Origin of the sequence: Escherichia sp. MOD1-EC6842, assembly GCF_002965705.1 — a bacterium.
Classification (GTDB): Bacteria; Pseudomonadota; Gammaproteobacteria; order Enterobacterales; family Enterobacteriaceae; genus Escherichia; species Escherichia ruysiae.
In genome coordinates, this window is sequence record NZ_PTRF01000008.1 from 176309 (window position 1) to 190271 (window position 13963).

At 46.2% G+C, this 13963-nt stretch carries 14 protein-coding genes; 8 read left to right on the forward strand and 6 right to left on the reverse strand.

Features of this window, described 5'->3' with window-relative positions:
- Window positions 1-3 precede the first annotated feature (3 nt).
- The 4 genes from hutX to A7Z29_RS12305 are packed head-to-tail and all read left to right on the forward strand — an operon-like array spanning window position 4 to window position 2932.
- Window positions 4-498 carry a heme utilization cystosolic carrier protein HutX gene (gene hutX / locus A7Z29_RS12290; protein WP_000020032.1) on the forward strand — a complete coding sequence of 165 codons (495 nt, stop codon included), beginning with the start codon at window positions 4-6 and terminating at the stop codon, window positions 496-498.
- Window positions 498-1121 (forward strand): anaerobilin reductase, encoded by a 624-nt coding sequence (gene chuY / locus A7Z29_RS12295; RefSeq protein ID WP_105290301.1) that lies wholly within the window; start codon window positions 498-500, stop codon window positions 1119-1121. The genes hutX and chuY overlap by 1 nt, the downstream gene beginning before the upstream one ends.
- 51 nt (window positions 1122-1172) lie before the next feature.
- A complete protein-coding gene (shuU, locus tag A7Z29_RS12300) occupies window positions 1173-2165 on the forward strand; it encodes a heme ABC transporter permease ShuU/ChuU (protein ID WP_000910410.1) in 993 nt (330 codons plus the stop codon).
- Complete coding sequence (locus A7Z29_RS12305; protein WP_000622313.1) at window positions 2162-2932, forward strand: heme ABC transporter ATP-binding protein; 771 nt, start codon at window positions 2162-2164, stop codon at window positions 2930-2932. The genes shuU and A7Z29_RS12305 overlap by 4 nt, the downstream gene beginning before the upstream one ends.
- Window positions 2933-2984: 52 nt before the next feature.
- Here the strand turns inward: A7Z29_RS12305 and A7Z29_RS12310 are convergent, their stop codons facing one another.
- From A7Z29_RS12310 to hdeA, 3 genes are all read right to left on the reverse strand, one after another.
- Window positions 2985-3632 carry an MgtC/SapB family protein gene (locus tag A7Z29_RS12310; protein WP_024165148.1) on the reverse strand — a complete coding sequence of 216 codons (648 nt, stop codon included), beginning with the start codon at window positions 3630-3632 and terminating at the stop codon, window positions 2985-2987.
- Between the two features lie 63 nt (window positions 3633-3695).
- Window positions 3696-4022: an acid-activated periplasmic chaperone HdeB gene (gene hdeB / locus A7Z29_RS12315; RefSeq protein ID WP_016158878.1), complete on the reverse strand. Its 327-nt coding sequence runs from the start codon at window positions 4020-4022 to the stop codon at window positions 3696-3698.
- A gap of 116 nt (window positions 4023-4138) precedes the next feature.
- Window positions 4139-4471, reverse strand: a complete 333-nt coding sequence (hdeA, locus tag A7Z29_RS12320) for an acid-activated periplasmic chaperone HdeA (RefSeq protein WP_000756548.1) — start codon at window positions 4469-4471, stop codon at window positions 4139-4141.
- A gap of 254 nt (window positions 4472-4725) precedes the next feature.
- Between hdeA and hdeD the strand changes: the two genes are divergently transcribed.
- The 4 genes from hdeD to mdtF all read left to right on the forward strand — a co-directional run bounded on the left by hdeD (window position 4726) and on the right by mdtF (window position 11214).
- Window positions 4726-5295, forward strand: a complete 570-nt coding sequence (gene hdeD / locus A7Z29_RS12325) for an acid-resistance protein HdeD (RefSeq protein ID WP_000965661.1) — start codon at window positions 4726-4728, stop codon at window positions 5293-5295.
- 732 nt (window positions 5296-6027) lie between these two features.
- On the forward strand, window positions 6028-6555 hold the full coding sequence (gadE, locus tag A7Z29_RS12330; RefSeq protein ID WP_000576683.1) for an acid resistance transcriptional activator GadE: 528 nt from the start codon (window positions 6028-6030) through the stop codon (window positions 6553-6555).
- 411 nt (window positions 6556-6966) lie between these two features.
- Window positions 6967-8076, forward strand: a complete 1110-nt coding sequence (gene mdtE, locus A7Z29_RS12340) for a multidrug transporter subunit MdtE (RefSeq protein ID WP_309245663.1) — start codon at window positions 6967-6969, stop codon at window positions 8074-8076.
- 24 nt (window positions 8077-8100) lie between these two features.
- Window positions 8101-11214 (forward strand): multidrug efflux pump RND permease MdtF, encoded by a 3114-nt coding sequence (gene mdtF / locus A7Z29_RS12345; RefSeq protein ID WP_000024839.1) that lies wholly within the window; start codon window positions 8101-8103, stop codon window positions 11212-11214.
- Window positions 11215-11578: 364 nt separating this feature from the next.
- On the opposite strand, the gene gadW is transcribed toward mdtF, so the two are convergent.
- From gadW to A7Z29_RS23745, 3 genes are all read right to left on the reverse strand, one after another.
- Window positions 11579-12307 carry an acid resistance transcriptional activator GadW gene (gadW, locus tag A7Z29_RS12355; RefSeq protein WP_000951545.1) on the reverse strand — a complete coding sequence of 243 codons (729 nt, stop codon included), beginning with the start codon at window positions 12305-12307 and terminating at the stop codon, window positions 11579-11581.
- Window positions 12308-12689: 382 nt separating this feature from the next.
- Window positions 12690-13490: a DNA-binding transcriptional regulator GadX gene (gadX, locus tag A7Z29_RS12360; RefSeq protein WP_105290302.1), complete on the reverse strand. Its 801-nt coding sequence runs from the start codon at window positions 13488-13490 to the stop codon at window positions 12690-12692.
- Between the two features lie 368 nt (window positions 13491-13858).
- Window positions 13859-13963: hypothetical protein (locus tag A7Z29_RS23745; protein ID WP_000385218.1), on the reverse strand; the 105-nt coding region annotated here is incomplete at its 5' end.

A 13963-nucleotide genomic window follows, 5' to 3' on the forward strand; every position in this document is an offset into this window, starting at 1 on the left:
TTTATGAGCCATGTCTCGTTACAGGAATTTTTGAAAACGGAGCCAGACGGTACGCTGGAAGCGATCGCCGAACAATACAACACCACACTGCTGGAGGTAGTGAAAAATCTGCCCTCTCCGACGGTCGTGTCAGGCGATAAATTCGATACTGTCTGGGATACCGTCTGCGAATGGGGCAACGTCACCACGCTGGTGCATACTGCCGATGTGATCCTCGAATTTAGCGGCGAACTGCCTTCGGGTTTCCATCGTCACGGCTATTTCAACCTACGCGGAAAGCACGGCATGTCCGGGCATATCAAAGCAGAAAACTGCACACATATTGCCTTGATCGAACGTAAATTCATGGGCATGGACACCGCCTCTATTCTCTTTTTCAATAAGGAAGGCAGCGCCATGCTGAAAATCTTCCTCGGCAGGGATGACCATCGTCAGCTCCTGAGCGAACAAGTCAGCGCCTTCCATGCTCTGGCGGCATCTCTGAAGGAACATGCCTGATGACGCCGTGGCTACTCTTTGGCGCAGGCGGAAAGGGAGTTGGAGCCAGAACGCTTGCACTGGCGCTGGCGGAACAACGTCCGGTCGTTGCTGTCGTTCGTCATGCCGATGCAGCCAAGAAACTGGCACAACAAGGTGTGCAGGTTTTTACAGGCGACGCCTGTGATGCCAGCGTAGTTGCGGCTGCTTGCCGCGCAGCTGGCCCGGATGCGCTTCTCATCTCAACAATGGGAGGAGCTCAGGATTATCTGGCGCACAGAACAGTGATTGATGAGGCCGAAAAGGCTGGCATCAGTCGCATGATTCTGGTGACCTCTTTGGGATGCGGCGATAGCTGGCCGTTTTTATCAGATCGCGCCAAAGCCGCGTTTGGTCAGGCGGTACGGGAAAAAACGCTGGCGGAAAGCTGGCTGCAAACCAGCCAACTTGACTACGCCATTCTCCGTCCAGGCGGTCTGCTTGATGGCGCAGCAACGGGCAAAGCGTTACGGATACAAAATCAGGAATGTCATGGTTTTGTCCGCCGTGCCGATGTCGCTACACATATTGCTGAACTGGCCAGTCAGCCGACACTCAACAAGCAGATCTACAGTCTGATTGAACCAGATCTGAAACCGGCGTAATCCCCTCCCGGCGCGGAATATCCGCGCCGTAATGTCGTAATGGAGTTTTGCGTGCTCAAGGATTCATTGTCTTCCGCCAGTGTCTTTATGGGGCTATCACTCTTATTGCTTGCCCTGGTGCTGTTCGGCGCCAGTCAGGGAGCGTTAAAGATCAGTTTTGATGCCCTTTTTGATGAGGAATACCGCGATATCTGGCTGAATATTCGCCTGCCTCGCGTTTTACTGGCAGTGCTGGTAGGCGCAGCGTTGGCAACCGCCGGGGTGATTATGCAGGGGCTTTTTCGCAACCCCATGGCTGACCCTGGATTACTCGGCGTCAGTAGCGGTTCGGCATTAATGGTTGGCGTTGCTATTGTGCTGCCCTTTTCCTTCCCGGTGATGCTGGTGCTCTATGAGCAAATGGTATTTGCCATCGCCGGTAGTTTAGTGGTCTGCACCATCATTTTTCTCATCACGCAGCGCCATCGCGATGGCAGCATGATGCAATTGTTACTGGCCGGGATCGCCATCAACGCCCTGTGCGGTGCGGCGATTGGCGTACTGAGCTATATCGGCGATGAACAGCAGCTACGACAACTCACACTGTGGATGATGGGCAATCTTGGACAGGCGCAATGGCCGACGTTATTGGTCGCCAGTTCATTCATTCTGCCAGCCATTATCGCGACAACCTGTCTCGCCGGAACGCTAAATTTGCTGCAACTTGGTGATGAAGAAGCCCACTACCTCGGCGTGAACGTTAAACGTAAACGCCAGCAATTACTGTTGATTAGCTCACTGCTTGTTGGCGCTGCCGTATCGGTAAGTGGAATTATCGGTTTTATAGGCCTGGTGATCCCACATCTGATTCGCATGACGACCGGGGCAAATCACCGCTGGTTAATCCCTTGTTCCGCCCTCGCCGGCGCCTGTTTATTGCTGATGGCAGACACACTTGCCCGCACGCTAGTACAGCCAGCAGAAATGCCCGTGGGATTATTAACCAGCCTGCTTGGCGGCCCTTATTTTATGTGGTTGATTCTGCGCAACCGGAGGATCACATGATCAGCGCCCAGAACCTGGTTTATAGCCTTCAGGGACGGCGTCTGACTGACAATGTCTCGCTGACTTTTCCCGGCGGAGAAATTGTTGCCATTCTCGGCCCTAATGGCGCGGGAAAATCCACGTTGCTTCGCCAGCTAACCGGCTATCTTCAACCAGATAGCGGCGAATGCCGGTTGTTTAATAAGCCATTAAATGAATGGTCAATCACCGAACTAGCGAAACACCGGGCCGTGATGCGTCAAAATAGCCACATGGCGTTTCCATTCAGCGTAAAGGAAGTGATCCAGATGGGGCGGCATCCACATCGTACCGGCAATCAGAGCGGTGAAACGGTGCAGATTATGGCGTTATGCGACTGTCAGGCACTCGCTAACCGCGACTACCGGCAATTATCCGGCGGTGAACAACAGCGTGTGCAATTGGCTCGCCTGCTGGTGCAACTCTGGGAACCAGTCCCCTCACCGAAATGGTTATTTCTTGATGAACCAACGTCGGCGCTGGATATTCACCATCAACAACATCTGTTTCGTTTATTACGCCAGTTGGTTCGCGAACGGCAATTTAACGTCTGCTGCGTATTGCACGATCTTAATCTTGCAGCCCGTTATGCTGACCGTGTTGTTTTGATGCAAAAAGGAAAGGTTGTTGCAAATGGCAAACCGCAGGACGTATTGACACAGCAGGCGCTGACAATGCTCTATGGCGCGGATATTACCGTGCTAAAAGATCCGGCTAACCATTCACCACTGATCGTCCTCGATCATTAAAACCAACAGGAGTACCGCTCTGGTACTCCTGCCGAATAAATAACGATACAGATTAGCTAATTGAAACGCCTTTCACCCCTGCCATGCCTTTTAATAATCGCAACAGCTCTTCTATCGATGTCGTGGCATGAAGCTGGATATCAATAGAAACCACTTCATGATCTTCATTTTCCTGCAACGAAACTAAATCTGTTTTTATTTTTTGCTGCTTAAACCAGTCGAGCATTGATACCGTATTACCGTTCACTAACGTCAGCTGTAAATGGTAATTTTTGTTCATCAGGCGGAAGGTTAATTGATGGAAGACTTCCAGCACCAGCAAGGTCATCACGGAACCGTAAATCCCCAGTTCATACATGCCGCTACCAATCACCATACCGATGGCTGCCGTTACCCAAATATCCGCAGCGGTCGTTAAACCGACAATATTTTGATTGCGAACGAGGATGTTCCCCGCACCGATAAATCCGACGCCAGTGACGACCTGAGCGGCAATACGGCTGGGATCAAGACCGACATGATCCAAGGCCAGCACATCAGCAAAACCATATTTCGACACAATCATGAACAGCGCGCTGCCCATACCAATCAAGACATGTGTGCGTAACCCGGCTCCTTTGCCGCGCATTTGCCTTTCCATGCCAATAGCACCACAAGCAATTGCGGTCAGGATCAAACGAATAATAAATTCGGTAGTCATATAAAAACGCAAAAAGGAGCAGCAAGATGGCTCGGCTTGCTACTCCTTTTTGCTTTATTCCTGTTAATTCGGCAGGACATTTGCCAATTTATCTTTAAAGGTATACAAATTTTTCTGCGGATTTTTCTTACAATATTCAATCACTTTAGGAATCTGAGTCAGGTCGGTTTCATTTAAGGTTACAGTATCGCCACCTTTATAAACCGTTTCTTCATGCAGCATCCACCATGCAACAGGTGTCATCGCTTTCGGATTCAGGTCAATAAATTCCTGACAAGTCATATCTTTAGCAGATTCATTAGCCGCCAGCGCAGATTGCGCATTAACCAGTGACAGTGCCGCTACAGCGCCAACGAAAACAATGGCTTTACGTAGAGATGCAATATTCATTTTACAACCCATTCAATAAATAATTGATATATGAACAGGAGGATTACCTGCTTTATAAACAAGATATTCCGGCCTGTTCAATATTTAAGGAAATACGATGTAACGCATTCCCGTAATTACATATCTTTCTTAATTTTGTCCCATTCGCCTTTAACTTTATCTTTAAAGCTGGCTTTTTTATCCTGAGTACAAGCCTGAACGATAGCTGGGGTTACGGTTGCAATACCCTGAACATCTAAAACCGCATCTTCTGGTTTATCTTTGTTGTTCAGTGCTTCAGCAAAACCAACTGCAGTTGGCTGGAAGGATTCGTCCACAGCCAGGAAATCTTCACAGGTCCAGGAGTTGACCGGTTTTTTATTGTCAGCTGCTTTTTGTGCATCCGCTGCATTGCTCACTACTGGCAGAAGAAGCAGACCACCAAGAATAACGCCTAATACTTTTTTCATCGTAATATCCTCAACTATAAAGTGAAAGAGCCGTCACGAATCAATTTCGACATTGAGGTTATAACCTGGTTTTCTGGGTATGTCATGTTGAGACAAAATATCAAAATCAGATATTTTTATTCTAATACAATAGGTTACATGGTCATCACGCACGGTAATTAGGAAATTTTTATTAAATCAACTGCATTCTCAGATGCATTTTTGGCATAGATTGATAGCAGGGGTTTTCCTTCTTAAATTTATAGGGTGGTTCTATGTTATATATAGATAAGGCAACAATTTTGAAGTTTGATCTGGATATGCTTAAGAAGCATCGTAGAGCGATCCAGTTTATTGCTGTACTGCTATTCATCGTCGGTTTACTGTGTATCAGTTTCCCGTTTGTTTCTGGTGATATTCTAAGCACGGTAGTTGGCGTATTATTAATCTGCTCGGGTATCGCACTTATTGTTGGATTATTCAGCAACCGCAGTCATAATTTCTGGCCTGTATTATCGGGGTTCCTCGTGGCTGTAGCCTATTTATTGATCGGCTATTTCTTTATCCGCGCACCGGAACTAGGGATTTTCGCCATTGCAGCGTTTATTGCGGGTCTGTTCTGCGTCGCAGGGGTTATTCGCCTGATGAGCTGGTATCGTCAGCGTTCAATGAAAGGTAGCTGGCTACAACTCGTTATTGGTGTGCTGGATATCGTCATTGCCTGGATATTCCTTGGCGCAACACCGATGGTTTCTGTGACATTGGTATCTACCCTGGTAGGGATCGAACTCATATTTAGCGCCGCCAGCCTGTTCAGTTTTGCTAGTTTGTTCGTTAAAAAATAATAACTAGCCGACGTATCTCCGCTCTATTTTTTAGCCTGCCTCATAGTTACGCACAATGATTATGAGGCAGCTAACACCTACACCACCGCATGGCTACCTTGATAAAACACGTACTATCATTGAAATAAATCGCGCACAGCGATTAAATCAACTATCTGAAATTTTTGTTTTTTTTATTTATTTCACGGCGAATTAGCCATTTCAAACATTATCATGGCTGATATTTTTCGTTGTCAGGTTTAATGTTTTAGAAGTGCTGTGAGAAAGTGAACTGAAGGTTCCATAAACATCGATGCTATGGGTAGATAAACAAATATTCCAGAGTTTATTTTTTCACTATCAATGCACTAAAAGAAAGCTGGCAATCCAATTGCCAGCTTAAATAGAAACAAGGAGACTCAATATTTAAATCGGATTACGCTTTAACTTTAGTAATATTCTTCAGAGATCACAAATGGATTATTTATAACTTATTCTTGGGTAGAAGTCCGCAGCGTGTTAATGTTTTGTTTATTAATTACAAATCAATAACAACCAGGAATCTTACCTAGGATCAATATATGGACCAGATGATGGCTAAATCTGAAGTTTTGATTAGTGTTAATAGACGTATTAGTTCACGAAGGGCAAGGTTCTTATAGGCGTTTACTATATTGAACACCATATTCGGACATGGATGTAAATAATGAAAGGGACAACATGTTCGAAACGATAACGGCTAAGGAGCAAGTTATGATTTTTCTCATGACGAAGGATTCTTTTCTTTTACAGGGCTTTTTGCAGTTGAAAGATAATCACGAAATGATAAAAATCAATTCCCTGTCAGAGCTCAAAAGCATAGGCAACAAACCATTCAAGGTGATCATTGATACCTATCATAATCATATCCTTGATGAAGAAGCTATTAAGTTTCTTGAGAAATTAGATGCCGAAAGAATCATTGTTCTGGCACCTTATCACATCAGTAAACTGAAAAGTCAGTCGCCTATTTATTTTATCAGCCGCAAAGAAAGTATTAAAAACCTGATTGATATTACTTATGGAAAACACTTACCCCATAAGAATTCTCAATTATGTTTCTCGCATAATCAATTCAAAATTATGCAACTGATTCTGAAAAACAAAAATGAAAGTAATATCACATCAACACTGAATATTTCGCAGCAAACGTTAAAGATCCAGAAATTCAATATCATGTACAAGCTGAAACTGAGACGTATGAGCGACATCGTGACTCTGGGAATTTCTTCTTATTTTTAATAAGGAGCCGATGTGACCCAGCGATAATTGTCTGAAATTAATGGCTGGCATGACGAGGGATGCAAATGCTGACTCCATTACTCCCGGTGATAACCCAAGGAGAAGCGAAAACGAACTTATTCCCCTGGTTTATGTATCCACCAGTAGAAACCTTCGTTGCCCGGATGCAGACAGAGACTGTCGGCAGAACGGCAACATTTTTTTTGCCATTAACGTCACAATATTGGTCACTCTGCCTACATGCTTCCTCGCTGGCTTACAACCTCATGACTTGCATTATGCCGCTGGTCTGTAAATCCCTCATACCTCACCCCACGCGTAATTCAAAGAACCGTTATTTCTCACGAGTTTTCAGGGACTAAAATGAACAGAAAAAGAATACTGTTAATACCGTTGTTATTCTGCGGCGCGATGCTCACCGCCTGCGATGACAAATCGACGGAAAATGCCGCCGCCATGACACCTGAAGTGAGTGTGGTGACACTCTCTCCCGGTTCGGTCAATGTGATGAGCGAACTGCCCGGCAGAACAGTTCCTTATGAAGTTGCTGAGATACGTCCCCAGGTGGGCGGCATTATCATTAAACGCAACTTTATCGAAGGCGATAAAGTTAACCAGGGCGACTCGCTGTATCAGATTGATCCTGCACCCTTACAGGCAGAGCTGAACTCTGCCAAAGGTTCGCTGGCGAAAGCTCTCTCCACCGCCAGCAATGCCCGCATCACCTTTAACCGCCAGGCATCGTTGCTGAAGACCAACTACGTTAGCCGTCAGGATTACGACACCGCGCGCACCCAACTGAATGAGGCAGAAGCCAATGTCACCGTCGCCAAAGCGGCTGTTGAGCAGGCGACGATCAATCTGCAATACGCGAATGTCACCTCGCCGATTACGGGCGTCAGCGGAAAATCGTCGGTAACCGTCGGCGCATTAGTTACTGCTAATCAAGCTGATTCCCTGGTCACTGTGCAGCGTCTGGATCCGATTTATGTCGATCTCACGCAGTCGGTGCAGGATTTTTTGCGCATGAAAGAAGAGGTCGCCAGTGGGCAGATCAAGCAGGTTCAGGGCAGTACGCCTGTGCAGCTTAATCTGGAAAATGGCAAACGTTACAGCCAGACCGGCACGCTGAAATTTTCCGACCCGACAGTAGATGAAACCACGGGTTCCGTCACGTTGCGCGCGATCTTCCCCAATCCAAATGGTGACTTACTGCCAGGCATGTACGTCACAGCGTTAGTGGATGAAGGTAGTCGCCAGAATGTGTTACTGGTGCCGCAGGAAGGCGTTACTCACAACGCTCAGGGTAAAGCGACGGCACTCATTCTGGATAAAGACGATGTCGTGCAGTTACGCGAAATTAACGCTACCAAAGCTATCGGAAATCAGTGGGTTGTTACCTCTGGTTTGCAAGCTGGCGATCGGGTGATCGTTTCCGGTTTGCAACGCATACATCCGGGTATCAAAGCACGCGCAATTTCCTCCAGCCAGGAAAACGCCAGCACCGAATCGAAACAATAACGTTGCAGGCTTAAGGGGACTTTCATGGCTAACTATTTTATTGATCGCCCGGTTTTTGCCTGGGTACTTGCCATTATTTTGATGCTCGCAGGCGGTCTGGCGATCATGAACTTACCGGTTGCGCAGTATCCGCAGATTGCGCCGCCGACCATCACCGTCAGCGCCACCTATCCGGGTGCTGATGCGCAAACAGTAGAAGACTCGGTCACTCAGGTGATTGAGCAAAATATGAATGGGCTTGATGGCCTGATGTATATGTCATCAACCAGCGATGCAGCAGGTAATGCATCCATCACCCTGACCTTTGAGACGGGAACATCGCCCGATATCGCGCAGGTTCAGGTACAAAATAAACTGCAACTCGCCATGCCATCGCTCCCCGAAGCGGTACAGCAACAAGGAATTAGCGTCAATAAATCGAGCAGCAATATCCTGATGGTGGCAGCGTTTATCTCTGATAACGGCAGCCTCAACCAGTACGACATCGCGGACTATGTGGCGTCTAATATTAAAGACCCTCTAAGCCGTACCGCAGGCGTCGGTAGCGTACAGCTCTTTGGTTCAGAGTACGCCATGCGTATCTGGCTGGATCCGCAAAAACTCAATAAATACAATCTCGTTCCTTCTGATGTTATTTCCCAAATCAAAGTACAAAACAACCAGATTTCCGGCGGTCAACTGGGGGGGATGCCACAGGCGGCAGACCAGCAACTGAACGCCTCAATCATTGTGCAGACGCGTCTACAAACGCCGGAAGAATTTGGCAAAATCCTGCTAAAAGTTCAGCAAGATGGTTCGCAAGTATTGCTGCGCGACGTTGCTCGCGTCGAGCTGGGGGCGGAAGATTATTCCACCGTGGCGCGCTATAACGGCAAACCTGCTGCCGGTATCGCCATCAAACTGGCTACCGGGGCAAACGCGCTCGATACCTCGCGGGCAGTAAAAGCAGAACTCAACCGCTTATCAGCCTATTTCCCCGCCAGCCTGAAGACGGTTTATCCTTACGACACCACACCGTTTATCCAAATTTCAATTCAGGAAGTTTTCAAAACGCTGGTTGAGGCGATCATCCTCGTCTTCCTGGTCATGTACCTGTTTTTACAAAACATTCGCGCTACGATTATCCCGACTATCGCCGTGCCGGTGGTTATTCTCGGTACGTTCGCGATTTTGTCGGCGGTCGGTTTTACCATCAACACCCTCACCATGTTCGGGATGGTGTTAGCTATAGGGCTTCTGGTAGATGACGCCATCGTGGTGGTGGAAAACGTCGAGCGCGTGATAGCGGAAGATAAACTGCCGCCGCAGGAAGCGACGCATAAATCGATGGGGCAAATCCAGCGTGCGTTGGTCGGGATTGCCGTTGTTCTGTCCGCCGTGTTTATGCCAATGGCCTTTATGAGCGGCGCGACCGGGGAAATTTATCGCCAGTTCTCCATTACGCTGATTTCATCCATGTTGCTTTCGGTGTTTGTGGCGATGAGCCTGACCCCGGCACTTTGCGCCACCATTCTGAAAGCCGCACCGGAAGGTGGTCACAAACCGAACGCCTTGTTCGAACGCTTCAACCATCTGTTTGAAAAATCGACTCAACACTATACCGACAGCACCCGCTCACTGCTGCGTTGCACTGGTCGTTACATGGTGGTTTACCTGCTGATTTGTGCGGGGATGGCGGTGCTGTTCCTGCGTACACCGACCTCTTTCTTACCGGAAGAGGATCAGGGGGTCTTTATGACCACCGCGCAGTTACCGTCAGGTTCCACCATGGTTAACACCACGAAAGTGCTGCAACAGGTGACAGATTACTATCTGACAAAAGAGAAAAATAATGTCCAGTCGGTGTTTACCGTTGGCGGCTTTGGCTTCAGCGGTCAGGGGCAAAACAACGGTCTGGCGTTTATCAGCCTCAAGCCGTGGTCTGAACGTGTCGGCGAGGAAAACTCAGTGACCGCAATCATTCAGCGGGCAATGGTGGCTCTGAGCAGTATCAATAAAGCGATGATTTTCCCGTTCAACTTACCTGCGGTAGCGGAGCTGGGTACAGCATCAGGTTTTGATATGGAACTACTGGACAACGGCAACCTGGGGCACGAAAAGCTGACCCAGGCGAGAAACGAGTTGTTGTCGCTGGCAGCACAATCACCCGATCAGGTAACAGCGGTTCGCCCGAACGGCCTGGAAGATACACCGATGTTCAAAGTGAACGTCAACGCCGCGAAAGCCGAAGCGATGGGCGTGGAACTGTCTGATATCAACCAGACCCTCTCTACCGCCTTCGGCAGTAGCTACGTCAATGACTTCCTCAATCAGGGGCGTGTGAAAAAAGTGTATGTCCAGGCAGGAACGCCGTTCCGTATGCTGCCGGACAACATCAACCAATGGTATGTACGCAACGCCTCTGGCACGATGGCGCCGCTTTCTGCCTATTCTTCAACAGAATGGACCTACGGTTCGCCGCGACTGGAACGTTACAACGGCATTCCGTCGATGGAGATTTTAGGGGAAGCCGCTGCCGGGAAAAGTACCGGTGACGCAATGAAATTTATGGCGGATCTGGTCGCTAAACTTCCGGCGGGCGTCGGCTACTCCTGGACCGGGTTGTCATATCAGGAAGCGTTATCATCCAACCAGGCTCCCGCACTGTATGCCATTTCACTGGTCGTGGTGTTCCTCGCCCTCGCCGCGCTGTATGAAAGCTGGTCAATTCCGTTCTCGGTGATGTTAGTTGTACCGTTGGGTGTCATTGGTGCATTACTGGCAACTGACCTGCGCGGCTTAAGCAATGACGTCTACTTTCAGGTCGGATTGCTGACCACCATCGGGCTTTCCGCCAAGAACGCCATCCTGATCGTCGAATTTGCGGTTGAGATGATGCAGAAAGAAGGCAAAACACCGGTAGAAGCGATTATCGAAGCGGCGCGGATGCGTTTACGCCCAATCCTCATGACCTCTCTGGCCTTTATTCTCGGCGTACTGCCGCTGGTTATCAGTCATGGCGCAGGTTCCGGCGCACAAAACGCGGTAGGTACAGGCGTTATGGGGGGGATGTTTGCAGCAACTGTGCTGGCAATTTACTTCGTTCCCGTCTTTTTTGTCGTTGTGGAACATCTCTTTGCCCGCTTTAAAAAAGCGTAACGTATGAATGAGAGTAAGGTTGAACATGAGCGTTCAGCCTTACTCTTTCCTCGCAACCACTCACTACTCAACAACCAGCTAATCGTGAGGAATACCAGACTTAACAAACAGCAGTGAAAGTAGAAACCACTCCAGCCATTGGTCATCAATTTGAACAGCACAATACAGACCAGCATTCCCGTAATTATATGAATTGTTAGCTTAATAATCCCAAACATGCCGCGTCTTTTCCTCCTGAAAATACTAATACCCGTTTGCGAACTGCCAAAGAGAACTTGCCGTTGGTTCCGGCAGAGATAATCAGGAAAGATTTTTACATGCAGCGACTGTGAGATCCTGACCAATACCCAAATGAGATATGCAATCAGGAGAAGGTTCCCGGCGAATGCTGTGCAAACTGATGTGGTGTGACGCCATAATATTGTCGAAATGTATTTATAAAGTACGACGTACTGCTATACCCACATTTTTCAGCAATGGTATGTAGAGGAACTTGCCGTAACTCAAGTAGTCTTCTGGCCATCGACATCCTCGAGGCGAGTAATATTTTACTGAAGCAAGTATTTTCTTCCTGCAACTTTTTTTTGATTAAGCTCTCACTGGTATACATTGTTTCTGCGATATCACGCAGATACCAACGCCTGGCTATATCAAAGCTAATAATACGTTCAACTTTCCCCGATACAGTGCTGATACTGTTAAAAAGTAAAGGGATAAGCTCTTTCTTATGAGAAAACATTGATAAGCAGGAAAGATAGAGCATATTGCTCAATATAGGAGAATTTACAGCGGATTTAGCAAAACTATCAAAAATCGCTATCACCAGAGGCATTGGCGGTTCTGGGTTAATTAATAAACGATTTTTGTTATGTAGCCCCAAATTATGTGGTGCCTGACGAATATTTTGTAAGTAATGACAAACCGTCAGCTCATCGATATCCAAACGTCGCGTATCATGTGAACAAAACGAAAAATCGTCTGCCAAATTTTTCTCCAGTAGTAGAATACTCGCTTTGTTCAACGATATTTTTTGCTGTTCATGATAAATATCAAACGAACGGCAGGCGAGGATCACCGAGCAAACATGAGCCATGACTATCCCTTATATTCCATTACTGCGATTATTTCAATTTCAGTATACTGATGAAATGATGCCTGACTGTTCTTCAGGACTAAAACTGCCATATTTAGTAGGATCATACTTTACCTATTACGCAAATTTGCATAACAGTTAATTAGAAATAAGTAAATACAATAATAATATATTTTTAAAAATCGTATAGCCTATGTTTATAAAAATTTGGCTGATCTTATCTCCAGCAAACGTTATATTTAACTTACTGAGAGCACAAAAGTTTCCCGTGCCAACAGGGAGTGTTATAACGGTTTATTAGTCTGGAGACGGCAGACTATCCTCTTCCCGGTCCCCTATGCCGGGTTTTTTTTATGTTCGGGCAGACGTTGTAATCTTATTCTTACAGCCGAACTCTAAAATTTTCTTCTGTAACAAGTCTTGTCATTGAGTCGCCATTGAACTTTCCTTGTGCTATTTGTTCCTGATACTCTGTGGGTGTCATCCCATAATAATTTCGAAAAACGTAAATAAAATATGACATGCTGTTATAGCCACAGGACATTGCCACGCGTTTTATTGGAATACCAGGCATTACAACAAGTTGTAATGCACGCTGCATTCTACATGCGGTGAGCAGTTGTGAATAAGACGTATCTTCTTCACGCAATTTTTTCTTTAACAGACTCTGACTCATCAGTAACTCGTTGGCGATCTGTGATAATGTCCATTGATGAGCGATATTATTGTTGATAACTGTACAAACTCGCGTGCGCGTATTGGGATGTAATATGTTCACCAGTAGCGGTATAAACTGCTCATCCTCAAGAAAAACGGACAATAATGCAAATATTAATGCTCTTTTGCGCAATACCTCACCATAGCGGAGATTAGTTTGCTGCGAGAGTTGCATAACTTCCTGAAAAAATGGAATTTCTCTGGCACAGTGGTGAATAATTAACGAAGGTACTTTTTTATGAGCATGAAAATTTAACGCCTCCTCCTTGAGAATCTGGAGGAATAATGAAAGCGTTTCCTTCGTGACAAATACTATATTTTCTAAGGAATTAGAAACTAAAACATGATTTGCATCCGCGCAGACCAAATCACCGCCATTAAAATAGCGATATTCACCATCAGCCATGGTGAGAATATATTTATGTCTTGCGTACGCAATGAGACAAGTGCCATGTTGTGATTGCATAGTTGACTTAATATAACATAAACATATTACTGTTTATTAATGTAGCACGCATTATATCTAAGTCAAATTTACTGGCATATAAATTTAAACGAAGCGGTGAGAAAAATGATAATGAGTGGAATAAATTACGCAGAATTATGGTGTTTATAATACAAAAAATGAATAGATAAAAATGCAAGATAATGAATACCAGGCGAATAATACCTTAAGGTGATATTTCACTTATATCATTATAATTTATAAACATTCATACATTATACAACTTAATAACAATATGAATATAAACCAATATTTCCGGGTTATATTCTGGTCGAACTCTCAGCCCCGGCTTGCTAGCCGGGGCTGAGATTCCTTATAACATCCTGTTATCAGGTATGTTTAAAGCTGTTCTGCTGGGCAATACCCTGCAGTTTCGGGTGATCGCTGAGATATTTCAGGGAGGCTTTGTAGTCTTCCAGCAACAGTTCAGCGAA